We start from the raw sequence: 17,206 nt of genomic DNA, 5'->3' as shown, positions 1-17,206 counted from the left end.
ACCGGGATCCGGTCGGCCGAAAAGCCCGCCGCGCCGTCCGCGCGGCCCTCCGAGCGGCCCGGCACCACCCGCACCGTCGTCCCCGCCCGGGCCGCCTGGTCGGCCGTCGTCCGCGCCGGCGAGACGCTCACCCTCACCGATCTGCACGGCAACCAGGCCGTCGACTTCCTGGTGTACGACGCCCGGGACACGGCCGTGCGCTACAGCGCGCCCGACACCGTGCACGGCCAGGGCAGCCTCTTCCTCACCACGGGCAGCGACCTGCTCTCCAACGAGCACACCCCGCTGATGACCGTCGTCTCCGACGAGGTGGGCCGGCACGACACCGTCGGCGGGGCGTGCTCCAAGGAGTCGAACACCCTCCGGTACGGGCACCACACCTGGTCCCAGCACGCCTGCGTGGAGAACTTCCTCGCCGAGGGCGCCCGGTACGGCCTCGGCAAGCGCGACCTCGTCTCCAACGTCAACTGGTACATGAACGTGCCGGTCGAACCGGACGGCACCCTCGGCATCGTCGACGGCATCTCGGCGCCCGGCCGCTCGCTCGTCCTGCGCGCCGAGTGCGACGTGCTCGTGCTGGTCTCCAACTGCCCGCAGATCAACAACCCGTGCAACGGCTTCGAGCCGACAGCCGTCGAACTGACCGTCGGAGCGCCGGAATGACCTTCGACACGCTGCTGATCGCCAACCGTGGCGAGATCGCCGTCCGGATCATCCGCACGGCCCGTGAGCTCGGCCTGCGCACCGTCGCCGTGTACTCCGACGCCGACCGGGGCGCCCCGCACGTGAGGCTCGCCGACGAGGCCGTCCGGCTGGGGCCGGCGCCCGCCAAGGAGTCGTACCTGGACGCCGACCTCGTCCTGAAGGCCGCCAAGGACACCGGCGCGGGCGCGATCCACCCCGGCTACGGCTTCCTGTCCGAGGACGCGGCCTTCGCCCGCCGCTGCGAGGACGCCGGGATCGTGTTCGTGGGGCCCACGCCCGCACAGCTGGAACTCTTCGGCGCCAAGCACACCGCGCGGGCCGCCGCGGAGGCCTCCGGGGTGCCGCTCCTGCCGGGCACGGGACTGCTCACAGGCCTCGGCGAGGCGCTCCGGGAGGCCGAGCGCGTCGGCTATCCCGTGATGCTCAAGGCCACCGGGGGTGGCGGCGGCATCGGCATGTCGGCCTGTCGCCATGCCGACGAACTGACCGAGGCCTGGGACCGGGTGCAGCGGATCGCCGCCGCCTCGTTCTCCTCCGCCGGGGTCTTCCTGGAGCGGCTGGTCGAGCACGCCCGCCATGTCGAGGTGCAGGTCTTCGGCGACGGGCGGGGCCGGGTCGTCGCCCTCGGCGACCGCGACTGCTCGCTCCAGCGCCGCAACCAGAAGGTCGTGGAGGAGGCCCCCGCCCCGGGCCTGCCGCCCGCCGTCCGCGCCCGCCTGGCGGGCGCGGCACGCGACCTCTGCGCCGGCGTCGGCTACCGCTCGGCCGGCACGGTGGAGTTCGTGTACGACGCCGCCCGCGAGGAGGCGTACTTCCTGGAGGTCAACACGCGCCTGCAGGTGGAGCATCCGGTCACCGAGGAGGTCTACGGCATCGACCTCGTCGCCTGGATGCTGCGGCTGGCCCGCGGCGAGGCCGATGTCGTACGGGAGCCGGGCGAGCCCCGGGGACACGCCGTCGAGGCACGCCTGTACGCCGAGGACCCCTCACGTGGACACCGGCCCAGCGCGGGCCTGTTGACCCGGGTGGAGTTCCCCCCGGGCGTCCGCGTGGACAGCTGGATCGAGACGGGCACCGAGGTGACCACGTCGTACGACCCCATGCTCGCGAAGGTCGTCGCGGTCGGGCACGACCGGGCGCACGCCCTGGCCCGGCTGGACGAGGCGCTGGCCGGGACGCGGGTGGACGGCATCGAGACCAACCTCGGCCTGCTGCGGGCGGCGCTCGCCGAGCCGTCCTTCCGGTCGGCCTCGCACTCGACGGCCACGCTCGCCGGCGTCACCGACCCGTCGCCGCGTGTCGAGGTGGTCTCGGGCGGCACCCTGACCACCGTCCAGGACTGGCCCGGCCGCACCGGCTACTGGCAGGTGGGCGTGCCGCCCTGCGGACCGATGGACGACCTGTCCTTCCGGCTGGGCAACCGCGCGCTCGGCAACGCCGAGGGAGCACCGGGCCTGGAGTGCACCCTGCAGGGACCGGCGCTCCGCTTCACCCACGCGACCACGGTGTGCGTCACGGGAGCCCCGGCGCCGGTCTCCGTGGACGGTGCGGCCGTCCCCCAGTGGGAGCCCGTGACGGTACCCGCGGGGGCCGTGCTGGACGTGGGTGCTCCCGCCCGGCACGGACTGCGCACCTACGTGCTCTTCGCGGGCGGCGGCCTCGACGTGCCCGCGTTCCTGGGCAGCGCCTCCACCTTCACGCTGGGCCGGTTCGGCGGCCACGGGGGCCGGGCGCTGCGCACCGGGGACGTGCTGCACGGCGGTACCCGCACGGGCTCCGGCACCCCCGTGCCCGACGGAGACCGCCCGGTCCTCGGGGCGCGGTGGGACATCGGCGCCCTCGAAGGGCCGCACGCGGCGCCGGAGTTCTTCACCGAGGAGGACGTGCAGGACTTCTACGCCGCCGACTGGAAGGTCCACTTCAACTCGGCGCGCACCGGTGTCCGGCTGATCGGGCCGAAGCCCCGCTGGGCGCGCGCCGACGGCGGCGAGGCGGGACTGCACCCGTCCAACATCCACGACACGCCGTACTCGGTCGGTGCCGTCGACTACACGGGCGACATGCCGGTACTGCTCGGTCCGGACGGCCCCTCGCTCGGCGGGTTCGTGTGCCCGGCGACGGTGATCTCCACCGAGCGCTGGAAGCTCGGCCAGCTGCGCCCCGGCGACACGGTGCGTTTCGTGCCGGTCACCGAGGACGGCGCGGCCCGGGCGGCGATCGTGGACGGCGGGGTGCTGGCCCGGGACGGTGACATCACCTTCCGCCGCAGCGGCGACGACAACCTGCTCGTCGAGTTCGGTCCCCTACAGCTCGATCTGGCGCTGCGCATGCGGGTGCACGCGCTGATGGAGGCGGTGGCCGCGGCCGGTCCCGACGGCGTCACCGACCTCACTCCGGGCATCCGCTCCCTGCAGATCCAGGCGGACCCGCGCCGGCTGCCGCAACGCCGACTCCTCGCCGCCGTACGGGAGATCGCGCGCACCCTGCCGACGGACGGCCGGCTGACCGTGCCGTCCCGGACGGTGCACCTCCCGCTCTCCTGGGACGACCCGGCCACCCGCGAGGCGATCGCCCGCTACATGGCGGGCGTGCGGGACGACGCTCCCTGGTGCCCCTGGAACATCGAGTTCATCCGCCGGGTGAACGGGCTGGAGTCGGTGGCGGACGTGTACCGGACCGTCTTCGACGCGGAGTACCTGGTCCTGGGCCTGGGCGACGTGTACCTGGGGGCACCGGTCGCGACGCCGCTCGACCCCCGCCACCGGCTGGTCACCACGAAGTACAACCCGGCGCGCACCTGGACGGCGGAGAACTCGGTCGGCATCGGCGGCGCCTACTTGTGCGTCTACGGCATGGAGGGTCCGGGCGGCTACCAGTTCGTGGGCCGGACGACCCAGGTGTGGTCGGGCTGGCAGCAGCGCGGCGCGTTCGAGCCGGGGTCGCCCTGGCTGCTGCGCTTCTTCGACCGGATCAAGTGGTATCCCGTGGAGCCGGACGAACTCCTCACGCTGCGCGCCGACATCATCTCCGGCAGGTTCGTGCCGCGCATCGAGGAGGGTGAGTTCTCCCTGGCCGAGTACGAGGCCTTCCTGGCCGCGAACGCCGACTCCATCGGGGAGTTCCGCGCCCGGCAGGGAGCGGCCTTCTCGGCGGAGCGGGACGCCTGGGCGGCGGCGGGCGAGTTCACCCGGGCGGAGGTGGCCGCAGCTCCCGCCCCGGCGCCCGCCGAGATCACGGTGCCCGAGGGCGGTCGGCTGGTGGAGGCCGAGTTCGCCGCCTCCGTCTGGCAGCTGAACGTGGCGAAGGGCGACCGGGTCACCGCCGGCCAGCCGCTGCTGGCCCTGGAGGCGATGAAGATGGAGTCCCGGGTGTCCGCCCCGGTGGACGGCGTGGTGGCCGAGATACTCGCCGGACCGGGCGACCAGGTGGAGGCGGGGAGCGCGTTGCTGGTCCTGGCGCCCGTGTCGTGACCACCGGTCCGGGCTCCGGGCCCGTACACCTTCCTGTTGCCACGACCATCCGTTCCCGGCGAGGAGTTCCGATGCCGTCCACCGCGCTCGACCGTGCCCGTCTCGCCCTTGCCCGCATCGAGGCGGTCGACCGCCCCGAGATCTGGATCGGCCTCCGCTCCCGGGCGGAGGTCGAGGAGGAGGCCCGGGCCGTCGACGCCCGGGTGGCCGCGGGTGCGCGCCTCCCCCTGGCCGGGAAGCTGTTCGCCGCGAAGGGCAACATCGACGTGGCCGGTCTGCCGACCACGGCGGGCTGCCCGTCGTACGCCTACGCGCCCGAGGCGGACGCTCCTGCGGTCGCCCGCCTCCGCGCGGCGGGTGCCGTCCTGCTCGGCACCACGAACCTGGACCAGTTCGCCACCGGCCTGGTCGGCACCCGCTCCCCCTACGGCGCGGTCCGCAACGCCCTCGACCCGGCCCGGATCAGCGGCGGCTCCAGCTCCGGCTCGGCCGTCGCGGTGGCCCTCGGCCTCGTCGACCTGGCCCTCGGCACGGACACGGCGGGCTCCGGCCGCATTCCCGCGGCCTTCAACGGCATCGTCGGCCTCAAGCCCACCCGCGGCCTCGTCCCGACGACCGGCGTCGTGCCCGCCTGCGCCTCCCTCGACTGCGTGACGGTCTTCGCCCGCACCCTGCCCGAGGCCGAACAGGCACTGGCCCACCTGATGTCCCCGTCCGGACGCGACCTGCCGCCCCTCCCCCGCCGGACACCGGGGCCGTGGCGGGTGGCGGCCCCGCCGGCCGCGCAACTGGGAGACCTCGACGAGGGGTGGGCGGCGGCGTTCGAGGAGACGCTCGCTCTGCTGCGCGCCGCGGGGGCGGACGTGCGCACCCTCGACCTCACGCCGTTCACCGAGGCCGCCGCGATGCTCTACGAGGGCGCGTTCGTGGCCGAGCGCTACGCCGCGGTGGGGAGCTTTGTCGACAAGTTGATCGCGGATGGGGGCGACGGGCTCGACCCCACCGTCGCCGGCATCATCACCCGAGCCCGGGACATCCCCGCGCACCGCCTCTTCGCCGACCAGGAGCGTCTCGCCGGCCTCCGCGGCCGGGCCCTCACCGAACTCGGCGACGCGGACGCCCTGTTGCTGCCGACCGCGCCCGGCCATCCCACCCTCGACGAGGTCGCCGCCGACCCGCTGGGCGCCAACGCCCGGCTGGGCCGCTTCACCAACTCCACGAATCTCTTCGACCTGGCGGCCGTCGCCGTCCCCGGCGGCGAGGTGGCCGGGCTGCCGTTCGGCGTCATGCTGATCGGCCCCGCCTTCACCGACGAGCGGCTCGCCACGATCGCCCGGCTGGTTCAGCCACCCCTGCGGATCGCGGTCGTCGGGGCGCACCTCTCGGGTGAACCCCTCAACCCTCAACTCCTCGCGCTGGGCGCCGAGTACGAGCGCACGACCACCACAGCGCCCGTCTACCGCCTGCACGCGCTGGCCACCACGCCACCGAAACCGGGGCTCGTCCACGTGGGCGCGGGCGGCGCCGCGATCGAGGCCGAGGTGTGGCGGCTGCCCGCCGAGGGGCTCGGCCGGCTGGTGGCCGCGCTGCCGCGGCCGATGACCCTCGGCCGCGTCGAGCTCGCCGACGGCGGTCACGTGCCCGGCTTCCTGTGCGAGCCCGCGGCGCTCGCCGACGCGGCGGACATCACGGCGCACGGCGGCTGGCGCGCCTACCGGAACCGCTGACCCACCGGCTCCGGGCCGCCGTGCGCAGCGGTCCGGAGCACCGTCCCCCGTGGATCGAAGCCGCGCGTCGGCCCGGCAGCGGCGAACGACCGGCCCGGCCCGACCCCGGACGCAGGCGCGCCGCCCTCTGCCGAGGACGGCGCACCGATGAGCAAGGGTCGCGCGGCTACCCCACCGAGGAGTAGGCCACGACCCCGCGCAGCAGTCCGTCGACCGCCTTGCGGGCGTTCTTCGCGACCGTCGAGGTCTGGCCGGAGACCGGTGCGGCGGCGGCGATCTGCCCCAGCACGTCGATGACCTGCTTGCACCAGCGCACGAAGTCGCCCGCCGGCATCTCCGCCTCGCGCAGCACCTCGTCCAGGCCCTTGCCGGACGCCCACTGGTGGGCGGCCCAGGCGAAGCCGAGATCCGGCTCGCGCTGGCCGACGCCCTCCGTCTGGTTGATCCGGAAGTCCTCCTCCAGGGCGTCGAGGCGGCCCCAGATACGGACCATCTCGCCGAGCGCGGCCTTGGCGCCGCCGGACGGCACCTTCGGCGCCATGGCGTCGTCACCGACCCGGGACTCGTACACCAACGCGGAGACGCACGCGGCCAGTTCGGCCGGGCCGAGCCCTTCCCAGACGCCGGCGCGCAGGCACTCGCTGGCGAGGAGGTCGAGTTCACCGTAGAGCCGGGCGAGCCGCTTGCCGTTCTCCGTGACCTCGTCGCCGCGCAGGTAGTCCAGTTCGGTCAGGAGCGCGACGATGCGGTCGAAGGTCCGGGCGATGGTGTTCGTCCGGCCCTCGATGCGGCGCTCCAGCTGCGAGGTGTCACGCAGCAGCCGGTGGTACCGCTCGGCCCAACGGGCGTGGTCCTCCCGGTCGCTGCACCCGTGGCAGGGGTGCGCGCGGATGGCGGTGCGCAGCCGGGCGATCTCACGGTCGTCGGCCGCCGCGGACCGCTTCTTGTTCAGCCGGTCCGGCACGATGTGCCCGGCCTTGGTGCGCAGCGCGGAGGCGAGGTCACGGCGGGACTGCGGCGAGCGCGCGTTGAAGGACTTCGGGATCCGCATCCGCTCCAGTGCCTCCACCGGCACCGGGAAGTCCATCGAGGCCAGCCGCTTGACCTGTCGCTCGGCGGTGAGCACCAGGGGACGCGGCCCGTCGACGTGCTCGAAGCCCCGGTGGCCGTTGGAGCGGCCGGCGGGGAGCCCTGGGTCCAGGACGAGGGCCAGTCCCGCGAACTTGCCGGTCGGGACGTGGATGACGTCGCCCGGCTTGAGCTTCTCCAGGGCCACGGCGGCCTCGGCCCTGCGCTGGGCCGCGCCCTGCTTGGCCAGCTCGGTCTCGCGGTCCTTGAGTTCACGGCGCAGCCGCGCGTACTCCTCGAAGTCCCCGAGGTGGCAGGTCATCGACTCCTTGTAGCCTTCGAGACCCTCCTCGTTGCGCTGCACCTGCCGGGAGATGCCGACGACCGACTTGTCGGCCTGGAACTGGGCGAACGACGTCTCCAGCAGCTCGCGGGAGCGGTGCCGTCCGAACTGCTCCACCAGGTTCACCGCCATGTTGTACGACGGCTTGAAGCTGGAGCGGAGCGGATAGGTGCGCGTGCCGGCGAGTCCCGCCAGGTGCTCGGGGCTGATGCCGCGCTGCCACAGGACGACCGCGTGGCCCTCGACATCGATGCCTCGGCGGCCGGCCCTGCCGGTCAGCTGCGTGTACTCGCCCGGGGTGATGTCGGCGTGCTGCTCGCCGTTCCACTTGACGAGCTTCTCCAGCACCACGGACCGGGCCGGCATGTTGATGCCGAGCGCGAGGGTCTCGGTGGCGAAGACGGCCTTGACCAGGCCGCGCACGAAGAGTTCCTCGACGACCTCCTTGAACGTGGGCAGCATGCCCGCGTGGTGGGCCGCGATGCCGCGCTCCAGGCCCTCCAGGAACTCGTAGTACCCGAGGACGTGCAGGTCTTCGGTGGGGATGGAGGCGGTGCGCTCCTCGACGAGTTCCCGCACCCGCACCCGCGCCTCGTCGTCGTTCAGCCGCAGGCCCGCGTACAGGCACTGCTGGACGGCGGCCTCGCAGGCGGCGCGGCTGAAGATGAACGTGATGGCGGGCAGCAGCCCCTCGGCGTCGAGCCGCTCGATGACCTCGGGGCGGCTCGGAGTCCAGACCCGTGATCGCTGCCGGCGCTCACGCTCGCGGTCGGCCTCGCGCATCGCCCGGCCGCGCCTGCGGTCCTGGTACGACGGACGGCTCGCCTCCATGCGCGCCAGGCGCGTGAGGTCGGGATTGACGGCCTTGCGCCGGCCCTCGCCCTCCTCGAACAGGTCGTACATCCGCCGGCCGGCCAGCACGTGCTGGAAGAGAGGCACGGGCCGGTGCTCGGAGACGATCACCTGGGTGTCGCCGCGCACCGTGTCCAGCCAGTCCCCGAACTCCTCGGCGTTCGACACGGTCGCCGAGAGCGACACCAGGGTCACGGACTCGGGGAGGTGGATGATCACCTCCTCCCAGACGGCGCCCCGGAAGCGGTCGGAGAGGTAGTGCACCTCGTCCATCACCACGTAGCCGAGGCCGCGCAGGGTCTGCGAGCCGGCGTAGAGCATGTTGCGCAGCACCTCGGTGGTCATCACGACCACCGGGGCGTCCGAGTTGACGCTGTTGTCGCCGGTGAGCAGCCCGACCTTGTCCGCTCCGTAGCGGCGCGCGAGGTCGGAGTACTTCTGGTTGGAGAGTGCCTTGATGGGGGTCGTGTAGAAGCACTTCTTGCCCTGCTGGAGGGCCAGGTGGACGGCGAACTCGCCGACGATCGTCTTGCCCGAGCCGGTGGGCGCGGCCACCAGCACGCCCTTGCCCTTCTCGAGCGCCTGACAGGCCTCGATCTGGAAGGGGTCGAGACCGAAGTCGTACATCTCGCGGAAGGAGGCGAGCGCGGTGGCCTGCTCGGCAGCGCGCTTCCGTGCTGCCGCGTACCGCTCGGCCGGTGAGAGGTCCTCTGTCATCGTGCTTTCGAGCCTACCGGCAGGCACTGACAACAGGACGATCATTATCCGATCCGATGGCCCGCAACCCTGATCCGCGCAGCTCAGCAGCTCAGGGCACGGCGATACGGACCGCCGCGGGCACGCACTCGGCGGTCAGCGGCAGCGGCCCGAGCGGCTCCCCGTCGGCGTACCCGGTGACGCCCTCGGCCACCAGCTCGACGCGGGCGGCCCGGTGGACGGTCACCTTGGGATGGCCGAGGTGGGTGCCCTTGTACACCTTGGGGAACACCGTGAGCAGCGTCGTGCGGCTGCAGTCCCCGACGACGGTGACGTCGAAGAGCCCGTCCTCGAGGTCTGCGTCGGCACAGATCCGCATGCCGCCGCCGTACGACGACCCGTTGCCGACGGCCACCAGCGTCGCCTCGACCTCCCGGACGTCGCCGCCGTCCAGGGTGATGCGGTACGGGAGGGGCTTGAAGGAGGCCAGCTCCGCGAGGATCGCCAGGTCGTACGCGAACCGTCCGGCGGGCCACCGCATCCGGTTGCCGCGGTCGTTGACCCGCGAGTCGAAGCCGGAGGCGAGGACGGTGCCGAACCAGGTGCCGGCCACCCGCCCGAGGTCGACGTCACGCAGCCGGCCGCACCTGAGCGCGTCGGCGATCTGCCGTCCCGCGGCCGCCGGGTCCCGCACCGGGAGGCCCAGGGCCCGCGCGAAGTCGTTGCCGGTGCCGACGGGGACCAGCCCCAGCGGCGTACGGGTCCCGGCGACGGCCTGCAGGGCCAGATTCGCCATGCCGTCCCCGCCGACGGCCACCAGGGCTTCGACGCCCTCCGCGACGGCGGCACGCGCGCACCGGAGGGCGTCCTCGGCGTCCCGTCCGAGGACCGTCCGCACCCGGAAGCCCGCCGCCCGCAACGCCGAAGCGGCCGGGTGCGCCGCGCGGGCGCCCCGGCCGCGGCCCGCGGTGGGGTTGACGAAGAGGGCGATCTCGCTGGTCACGGCCCGACCCTACGAGGTCGCGGCGCCTGCTCAGGTCACGTCGTCATAACCGTTGACCCGGTCCGTGCTCGCCTGCTCGGGAACCGCCCGTCCCGCGGGGACGGCTTCGATCTCGCCGATGTCCTCGGGGGTGAGGTCGAGCTCGGAGGCCTCGTCGTCGGCGGGGCCCTCGGCGTCGCGCAGTCGCCTGCGCCGGTCGTTCAGGAGGGAGAAGAGCACCGCGAGGAAGTACAGGACCCAGATCGGGCCGGCGAGGGCCAGCATGCTCAGCGGGTCCGTGCTCGGCGTCGCGAGCGCCGCGAACAGCGTGATGCCGAGGATCATCGCGCGCCACCAGCCCAGCATCCGCTGACCGGTGATCATTCCCGTGAGGTTGAGGAAGATCAGCAGCAGGGGCAGCTCGAAGGACAGGCCGAAGACGACGACCATCCGCGTCACGAGGTCCAGCAGGTCGTCCAACGGGAGCAGGTTGACCGCACCGTCGGGCGTGAAGTCCAGGAGCACCTTCGCGGTGGTCGGCAGCACCTTGTAGGCGAAGAAGGCGCCGCCGAGGAAGAGCGGGGCACCGAGGCCGACGAACCCGTAGGCGTACTTCTTCTCGTGCCGGTGCAGGCCGGGCGCGACGAACGCCCACAGCTGGTAGAGCCAGACCGGCGAGGCCAGGACGACACCGGCCATCAGCGAGACCTTGAGCGCCAGCGTGAAGGGCATGAGGAGACCGCTGACGGTCAGCTGCGCGCACTGGGGGTCCGAGGACTTGGACAGCTCCTCGAAGGTCTGGTGGCAGCCGACCTTGCTGAGGATCGGCTCGGTGATGAAGTTGATGATGTCGTAGTAGAAGAAGGCGGCGACGACCGTGACGGCGACGATGGCCAGCATCGCCTTCGCGAGCCGGTTGCGGAGCTCACGAAGGTGCTCCGCGAGGGGCATCCGCCCCTCGGGATCCTTCTCCTTCTTGCGGGCAGACTTGAGCAACCCACGTCCTCATCTCGTGCGGCGGGCCGGAGGCCTCCGGCCCTGCGTCAGCGCTTGGTCGTGTCCGTCGGCTCGGCCACCGGGCGCGAGCTGGTCACGTCGCCGGGCGCGGCCTGGATCGTGCGCTGAGACGGGGACTGCTCGTCGGTGTTCGGCGGGCCCGCGGGGGCCGGGTCCTGGCCCTCCGTCTTCATGGCCTTGGCCTCGCTCTTGAGGATGCGAGCGGACTTGCCGAGGGAGCGGGCCATGTCCGGAAGCTTCTTCGCGCCGAACAGCAGGATGATGACGACGAGGATGAGAATGATCTCGGGGGCTCCGAGCCTTCCGAACATAAGTCTTTACCTTCTCACCGAGGCGGCATGGAATGGGTGCTGTTCGATCGGTCGGACATGTGCCCGATCGTCGTGCTGCCAGCGATCGTAACGCTCAGGGGTGAACGCGGGGCAATCCCTGTGCGTACTCCCAGTTCGCGACCCGCGCCTCGTATCCGGGCCACACTGAGCAGCGTACCCGGCCGCCCCGGCGGGTCGACAGGCGGAAAGCCCCGGGAACCGCGGGGAACCCGCGACTCACAGGGCGTCCACGGAGCGGGCGGTGGTCGTGGCGACCCGCTCCAGGTCCTCCGCGGCCCGGTTGATGCGCTGCGCGGAGTCCGCCACCTGCCGGCCCAGACGCTCGGCCTCCAGGAAGACACGGACGGCCAGCACGCCGAGGACGGCAATTCCCAGGAAACCCACAGCGATCGCGAACATCGGCCAGAACATGTCGTCGACCCTAGCCGCTGCCGCTCAGATCCTGGAGTGCAGGCGCAGCGTCCGCACGCCGCCCCCGGTGAGCAGTTCGACGATGCGCTCGCCGGCGGGCCTGCGTACGGCCTCACCGCACTCGGGGCAGGTGAAGGAGTAGAACGTGGTGCGGCTGCTGGCGCCGATGGCCAGCCGCAGCGCGGCGGCGGAGAGCTCGAAGCGGCCGCGGCAGTCGGGGCAAGCGGCTCTGAAGAGGACGGGGGCCACTCTCGTCATCCCGGCGAACGCCGACGCCACCGACATGTCCCGTGCACCAGAGATCGCCGACGTGCTCACAGCCCCTGCTCCTGCCTGTCGTACAGCTCGTCCTGAACTCCGTGGGGCGTGCCCCGCCCGGCGGTCGGGCGAGGCGCGCCGAGCGCCGCGGGCGGCTCCGGCTCGTCGTACGCGGCCAGCGCCTCGCGGGCGGCCCGGCGGGCACTGTCCGCGAGGTCCTGCGGCGACACGATCCGGCCGTCGCCGCCGAGTCGCAGCGCGAGCCGGCGCAGCGAGGCCGGGTCGGGCGCCCGCAGGGTGATCCGCAGGCCCCCGTCGGGCAGCTCCTCCGCACTGTCGTGCGGGTAGTACTCGGCGACCCAGCGGCCGCCGGGGCCGACCTCGATCACCACCTCGGGGTCCTCGGCCGCGGGCTGCACGAGCCCTTCGGAGAGGTCCCGCAGCTCGATCTCGGGCGGCGCGGACGGCTCGTCCAGGATGCGGATCTCGGCGACCCGGTCCAGCCGGAAGGTGCGCCGCGCCTCGGAGCGGCGGCACCACGCCTCCACATAGGTGTGCCCGACGCTGACCAGGCGGATGGGGTCGATCTCGCGCTCGGAGAGCTCGTCGCGGGCGGGCGAGTAGTAGCGGATCCACAGGCGGCGCCGCTCCGAGATGGCCCGGTCGACGTCCGCGAAGACACCGCCCTCGGACTCGAAGGTGACCGAGAGCCGGGAGCTGGCGCCGGCGGTCTCGCCGGCCGCGGCCTCGACCTTGGCGGTGGCCCGCAGCAGCGCCTGCCGGTCGCCCTCGCGCAGCCCGGGCAGGGTGGAGACCGCACGCGCGGCGACGAGCAGCGCGGTCGCCTCGTCGGCCGCCAGGCGCAGCGGCTCGGCGGCCTCCGCGCCGAGGGCGGCCGGGTTGTGCCACCAGATGCGGTCGCCGTCGGTGTCGATGTCGAGGAGGTCGCCCCCGCGGAAGCTGGTGCCGCACAGCGGCAGCACGTCGAGGTCGGAGATCAGCTCGTCCTCGCTGATGCCGAAGGCGCGCGCCACGTCACTGACCCGTGCGCCGGGACGCTCGCGCAGATAGGTCACCAGCGACAGCATCCGCCGGGTCTGGTCGATGGCGTTCGCCGGCCTGGCCGGTTTGCCTGCCACGTTGCTCGTGTCCCCCTCAGCCCTTGGCCACGGCGCGCAGCCGGTCCACTACGTCGGCCCGCAGCTCGGCGGGCTCCAGGACGACCACGTCCGGCCCGAACTCCACGAGCCAGGCGTCGAGGCCGTGCCCGTACGGGATTTCCAACTCGTCCCACCCGTCGCCGAGTTCCCGTACGGAGACGGCCTTGGCGCGCAGCGGGTAGCCGGCGCCCGCGCGCAGCCGGATCAGGGCGGAGCGGTCGGCGTTCTCACCGGCCCAGCTCGCGACGGTCACCCGGACGGTGACGACGTCGGGGACCTCGGCGGTGAACTTCCCGGAGCGGGTGCGCACCTTGCCGGTGATCCGGGAGAGCCGGAAGACGCGTTCGGCACCGCGGTCGCGGTCCCATCCGGCCAGGTACCAGTGGCCGCGCCAGCACTCCAGGGCCCACGGTTCGACCGTACGGGGCTCGGGCCGGGCGGCGGTGGCCTTGCGGTAGTCGAAGGCGACCGGGCGGCGGTCGCGGCAGGCCAGCATCAGCGGTTCGAAGGCCGCCTCGTGCACGGGGATGTGCGGTTCCAGGGCGCCGTGCGCCTCGTAGGGGTCCACGTCCTCGGGCAGCCCCGCGGCGCGCAGCTTCTGCAGGGCGCCGCTCGCCGCACCGGCCAGCCGGGCCTGCTGCCAGACCTTGGCCAGGAGCCCCAGCGCGGCGGCCTCCTCGGCGTCGAGCGTGATGGGCGGCAGGCGGTTGCTGTCGCGGCGGGCCAGGTAGCCGATCTCGCCGTCGAGGTTCTCCACGGTCTCGATGACCAGACCCAGTTCGCGCAGGTCGTCCTTGTCGCGCTCGAACATCCGGTTGAAGGAGTCGTCCGACCCGGCCTCCAGGTAGGCCTCGATGGACTCGCGCAGCTCGCGCTTGGTGAGCGGCCGCCGCGTCCCCAGCAGACACAGCGCCAGGTTCATCAGCCGCTCGGCCTTGGCAATGGCCATCGACGCCCTTCCTATGGTGCTTCCGACCGATGACCGTACCGCTCCGGAGTGTCGCGGCAAAAGCCGAGGGCCCATGCCGGACAGGCATGGGCCCAGGTGATCGGGTCCGGTCGGACTTCGATCACGCGGCGTACGAAGATCGGACCGCGATCCTGTTCTTACGATGATCGGATCGGGTGCGGTTCCTCCGACGGCTCAGACCGAGACCAGGTCGCACACGAAGATCAGCGTCTCGCCCGGGGCGATCCGGCCGCCGGCGCCGCGGTCGCCGTAGGCGAGGTGCGCCGGGATGGTCAGCTGGCGACGGCCGCCGACCTTCATGCCCTGCACGCCCTGGTCCCAGCCGGAGATGACCTGGCCGACACCGAGCTGGAACTGCAGCGGGGTGCCGCGGTTCCAGGAGGCGTCGAACTCCTCGCCGGTGGAGAAGGCCACGCCCACGTAGTGGACCTTGACCGTGTCGCCGGCCTTGGCGACCGGTCCGTCGCCCTCCCAGATGTCCTTGATCTCGAGGTCCGCCGGGGGCTCGCCGCCCGGGAAGTCGATCTCGGGCTTCTCGATGCTCACTTCATTGCTCCTTGTTACGCGGCATGGTCCCGGACGGTGTCAGTGACACCGCGGTCAGACCGTTCCGAGGATATCCACTACGAAGACCAGCGTGTTCTTGGCCAGCTCGCTCTGGGGGTTCGAGCCGTAGGCGAGCGAGGGCGGGATCACGAGCAGGACGCGGTCGCCCACGTTCTTGCCGACGAGGCCCTTGTCCCAGCCCTGGATGACGGAGCCGGTGCCGATCTGGAAGCCGGTGGCGCCACCGTGGTTCCAGGAGGAGTCGAACGTCTTGCCGTCCTCCCACTTGACGCCGGTGTACTGGGCGATGATGCCCTGCCCCGCCTTGACCTTCGGGCCGGTGCCCTTGATGAGCACCTGCTCCTTGAGGTCCTTGGGAGCCTTGGTGTTCTTCGGGATGGTGATGGTCGCCGGCTTCTGCGACGGGGCCTTCACCACCGGCATGCCCGGCGCGGGGGCGGCCTGCTCGCCCTTGGCCTCCGCCTTGGAGTCGACGGCGGCCGCACCGTCGGCGTCGACCACCCAGATGAGCACGTCGTCCTTGGCGATGCCGGAGGACGTGTTCAGGTTCTCGCCGATCAGGTCGCCCGCGGTGCCCTGCACCAGGACCCGGCTGCCCTGCTTCTCGCCCTTGACGGCGTCCAGCACCTTGGCGGGCAGCTGCTGGCTCTGCTGTCCGACCCGCTCCACGGCCTGCTGGCGGGGCGTGCTGCCCCCGCTCGCGGAGGCCCAGGTGCCGCCGAGTTCCTTGGCGCCGTCCCACTTCTCGACGGTCCAGTCCAGCCGGACGAAGTCCGACTTGTCGATCACCTTGCCGTCGCCCGTGACGACGGTCTTGGTCACCGTCTTCTCCGACGGGTCGCCCTTGGGGACGGAGATCTTGGGCTTCTGCCCGACCTTCCCCGTGACGACGGCGACTCCTTCCGTGGAGCCGCCGTCGTCGTCACCGTCCGATCCGCACGCGGCGGTGAACAGCAGGGCGGGTACGGCCAGCAGCGCGACGGCGCGACGCTTCACGTTGTAGTTCATCAGTCCAACTGGGGATCGGAGGCGGGGCAATGGCCGCCACTCTACGGCGTACGCACATCGGTGCACGGAGATCGCGACACGCGCGGGTGCCCGGATCGAGTGACGACCCGGGCACCCTCACCTCCGTGCGGACCGCCCGAGCAGGGCGGGGACGCTAGCGCGCCGAGAGCGCGCGGAGCTTGCCGCGGAACTCGGCGCGGTCCATCCGTGCGGCCGGACCCCCGTCGTGGGCCCCGCCCGCGTAGGTGGCGTCGACGACCGAGCCACCGCTCGCCCGGTAGACGAAGTTGGGCGTCATGGCCGGGCTCGTCTCGGAGTCGACGGCCGCGTACTCCGTGCCGAACACCACCAGCGAGGCGCCGGCCGCGAAGGTCTTCTTCGCCGGCGCCTCCTCGACCTCGTAGCGGACGCCGTCCGCCGTGCCGCCCATCGAGCGCACGACGACCTCGTCGCCCTTCTCCAGACCGCCCTTGTGGACCCGGTCCACCCGGACCACGACCGGCGTGTAGACGACCTCGAACGTCGAGCCGTCGTCGAGCACGTCCGTGGCGTGCACGTCGGCGCGCCGCTTCACGACCGTGCCCTCGAAGACGTTCACGTTCTGCGGGAAGCCGATCGCCGCCGCGGGACTGCTGTCCACGGCGTAGGGGTGCCCCTCGATGACGCGGACCTTCTTCTCCCCCGCGCCCGCCGACCGGTCGCCCTGGTCCGCGGCGGAGGAACATGCCGTGGCACCGAGGACGAGGACGACGAGGGCGGCCGACGCGCGGGCCAGGGCGCGCGGCCTTGCTGTGCGTACTGCGGTCATTTCTGTTTCCCCCGGTCAGTAGATGGCTTTGACGCCGGCTATGTCGTCGCTGTTGAGCCCGCGCCGGGTGCCGGTGTTGATGGTCGTCATCACCGACTTCTTCTCGGCGTCCGTGTAGGCGGAGCCGTCCGGGCAGTGGGCGGGCCACGGGTGGGCGAGTCCGGTGAAGTGCCCCACCTCGTGCACCACGACGGTCTGGACGTCGGCCTTGTTCCGGCCGATGTCCTGGCTGGCGTTGACCCAGGAGAACCGGTTGGAGAGGTAGAGCGTCCCGCCGTTGTGGGTGCCGCCCGACCGCTGGGCCGCCGCGTAGCCGGGCGCGGGGCCCATGAGGCTGGTGTAGCTGTACGAGGCGCGGAAGGCGTAGATCTGCCATCCGCCGGTGTACGTCGGGGCGTTGTAGCGCAGGTTGGAACCACTGCGGTTCCACTGCAGGAGCCCGCCCTTGAGCCCGTTCCGCAGACCGCTCGGGAACGTGGTGTTGGCGCCGATCGTCTTGGAGTTGGCGGTGCTGTTCCACTTCGTCATGCCGGAGCGGCAGTAGGCCGCGGCGGGTGAGGCGGTCATGCCCACCAGCGCGGTGGCGACGACGGCCCCCGCCGTGGTGAGAACGGCTGCCTCACGTCCCTTTGTCCTGACCCAGCGCAAGATGTACCCCCTGTTTGGTGTCCGACAGGCTGGTCATGGCCATGTCGGCTGCACGCAGTAAAACAACGGGTCGCGGCCGGGTCTTCTGCTTTTACGCCGCCACCGCACGAACGGTGAACGCGCGGACGGCTCCGGTACGGCATGTCACTCACGGACGATCTTTCGTACGTGATATCGAATCGCG

Annotated in this window: 15 protein-coding genes; 3 read left to right on the top strand and 12 right to left on the bottom strand. The window is 72.3% G+C overall.

Annotated features, from left to right (window positions below):
- The first annotated feature begins 6 nt into the window (after window positions 1–6).
- The 3 genes from ACZ4NT_RS08295 (at window position 7) to atzF (ending at window position 5,902) form a co-directional block, all read left to right on the top strand.
- Window positions 7–663 carry an urea amidolyase associated protein UAAP2 gene (locus tag ACZ4NT_RS08295; protein ID WP_467724503.1) on the top strand — a complete coding sequence of 219 codons (657 nt, stop codon included), beginning with the start codon at window positions 7–9 and terminating at the stop codon, window positions 661–663.
- The gene (locus ACZ4NT_RS08290) at window positions 660–4,175 is read left to right on the top strand and encodes a 5-oxoprolinase/urea amidolyase family protein (RefSeq protein ID WP_467724299.1); all 3,516 of its coding nucleotides are present in this window, start codon (window positions 660–662) and stop codon (window positions 4,173–4,175) included. The genes ACZ4NT_RS08295 and ACZ4NT_RS08290 overlap by 4 nt, the downstream gene beginning before the upstream one ends.
- Window positions 4,176–4,246: 71 nt before the next feature.
- Window positions 4,247–5,902 carry an allophanate hydrolase gene (gene atzF / locus ACZ4NT_RS08285; protein WP_121404214.1) on the top strand — a complete coding sequence of 552 codons (1,656 nt, stop codon included), beginning with the start codon at window positions 4,247–4,249 and terminating at the stop codon, window positions 5,900–5,902.
- Window positions 5,903–6,068: 166 nt separating this feature from the next.
- On the opposite strand, the gene ACZ4NT_RS08280 is transcribed toward atzF, so the two are convergent.
- From ACZ4NT_RS08280 to ACZ4NT_RS08225, 12 genes are all read right to left on the bottom strand, one after another.
- A complete protein-coding gene (locus ACZ4NT_RS08280; protein WP_121404212.1) occupies window positions 6,069–8,927 on the bottom strand; it encodes a DEAD/DEAH box helicase in 2,859 nt (952 codons plus the stop codon).
- Window positions 8,928–8,973: 46 nt separating this feature from the next.
- Window positions 8,974–9,864, bottom strand: a complete 891-nt coding sequence (locus ACZ4NT_RS08275) for a diacylglycerol kinase (protein WP_121404209.1) — start codon at window positions 9,862–9,864, stop codon at window positions 8,974–8,976.
- Window positions 9,865–9,894: 30 nt separating this feature from the next.
- A complete protein-coding gene (gene tatC / locus ACZ4NT_RS08270; protein WP_467724296.1) occupies window positions 9,895–10,839 on the bottom strand; it encodes a twin-arginine translocase subunit TatC in 945 nt (314 codons plus the stop codon).
- 47 nt (window positions 10,840–10,886) lie between these two features.
- The gene (tatA, locus tag ACZ4NT_RS08265) at window positions 10,887–11,171 is read right to left on the bottom strand and encodes a Sec-independent protein translocase subunit TatA (RefSeq protein WP_121404206.1); all 285 of its coding nucleotides are present in this window, start codon (window positions 11,169–11,171) and stop codon (window positions 10,887–10,889) included.
- 237 nt (window positions 11,172–11,408) lie between these two features.
- Window positions 11,409–11,603: a hypothetical protein gene (locus tag ACZ4NT_RS08260; protein ID WP_121404205.1), complete on the bottom strand. Its 195-nt coding sequence runs from the start codon at window positions 11,601–11,603 to the stop codon at window positions 11,409–11,411.
- A gap of 24 nt (window positions 11,604–11,627) precedes the next feature.
- A complete protein-coding gene (locus ACZ4NT_RS08255; RefSeq protein ID WP_183116898.1) occupies window positions 11,628–11,921 on the bottom strand; it encodes a hypothetical protein in 294 nt (97 codons plus the stop codon).
- Window positions 11,918–13,000, bottom strand: a complete 1,083-nt coding sequence (locus tag ACZ4NT_RS08250) for a WYL domain-containing protein (RefSeq protein WP_121404203.1) — start codon at window positions 12,998–13,000, stop codon at window positions 11,918–11,920. The genes ACZ4NT_RS08255 and ACZ4NT_RS08250 overlap by 4 nt, the downstream gene beginning before the upstream one ends.
- 16 nt (window positions 13,001–13,016) lie before the next feature.
- The gene (locus ACZ4NT_RS08245) at window positions 13,017–13,970 is read right to left on the bottom strand and encodes a WYL domain-containing protein (protein WP_121404201.1); all 954 of its coding nucleotides are present in this window, start codon (window positions 13,968–13,970) and stop codon (window positions 13,017–13,019) included.
- A 195-nt stretch (window positions 13,971–14,165) separates the two neighbouring features.
- A complete protein-coding gene (locus tag ACZ4NT_RS08240; RefSeq protein WP_121404199.1) occupies window positions 14,166–14,537 on the bottom strand; it encodes an FKBP-type peptidyl-prolyl cis-trans isomerase in 372 nt (123 codons plus the stop codon).
- A 54-nt stretch (window positions 14,538–14,591) separates the two neighbouring features.
- On the bottom strand, window positions 14,592–15,566 hold the full coding sequence (locus tag ACZ4NT_RS08235) for an FKBP-type peptidyl-prolyl cis-trans isomerase (RefSeq protein WP_121404197.1): 975 nt from the start codon (window positions 15,564–15,566) through the stop codon (window positions 14,592–14,594).
- Window positions 15,567–15,720: 154 nt separating this feature from the next.
- The gene (locus ACZ4NT_RS08230; protein WP_467724292.1) at window positions 15,721–16,374 is read right to left on the bottom strand and encodes a hypothetical protein; all 654 of its coding nucleotides are present in this window, start codon (window positions 16,372–16,374) and stop codon (window positions 15,721–15,723) included.
- 15 nt (window positions 16,375–16,389) lie between these two features.
- Window positions 16,390–16,941 carry a matrixin family metalloprotease gene (locus ACZ4NT_RS08225; protein WP_121404194.1) on the bottom strand — a complete coding sequence of 184 codons (552 nt, stop codon included), beginning with the start codon at window positions 16,939–16,941 and terminating at the stop codon, window positions 16,390–16,392.
- Window positions 16,942–17,206 lie beyond the last annotated feature (265 nt).

The sequence above is a fragment of the Streptomyces sp. NPDC026417 genome (assembly GCF_055567695.1).
The sequence above is the reverse complement of the archived record's forward strand: the minus strand, read 5'-3'. Positions and strand labels throughout refer to the sequence as shown.

Excerpts from the sequence above, each read along its gene's own strand:
- ACZ4NT_RS08225 (WP_121404194.1), bottom strand. The coding sequence starts at position 16,941 with ATGACCGCCTCACCCGCCGCGGCCTACTGCCGCTCCGGCATGACGAAG.
- ACZ4NT_RS08260 (WP_121404205.1), bottom strand. The coding sequence starts at position 11,603 with ATGTTCTGGCCGATGTTCGCGATCGCTGTGGGTTTCCTGGGAATTGCC.
- ACZ4NT_RS08280 (WP_121404212.1), bottom strand. The coding sequence starts at position 8,927 with ATGATCGTCCTGTTGTCAGTGCCTGCCGGTAGGCTCGAAAGCACGATG.
- ACZ4NT_RS08230 (WP_467724292.1), bottom strand. The coding sequence starts at position 16,374 with ATGACCGCAGTACGCACAGCAAGGCCGCGCGCCCTGGCCCGCGCGTCG.
- tatA (WP_121404206.1), bottom strand. The coding sequence starts at position 11,171 with ATGTTCGGAAGGCTCGGAGCCCCCGAGATCATTCTCATCCTCGTCGTC.
- ACZ4NT_RS08235 (WP_121404197.1), bottom strand. The coding sequence starts at position 15,566 with ATGAACTACAACGTGAAGCGTCGCGCCGTCGCGCTGCTGGCCGTACCC.
- ACZ4NT_RS08290 (WP_467724299.1), top strand. The coding sequence starts at position 660 with ATGACCTTCGACACGCTGCTGATCGCCAACCGTGGCGAGATCGCCGTC.
- ACZ4NT_RS08245 (WP_121404201.1), bottom strand. The coding sequence starts at position 13,970 with ATGGCCATTGCCAAGGCCGAGCGGCTGATGAACCTGGCGCTGTGTCTG.
- atzF (WP_121404214.1), top strand. The coding sequence starts at position 4,247 with ATGCCGTCCACCGCGCTCGACCGTGCCCGTCTCGCCCTTGCCCGCATC.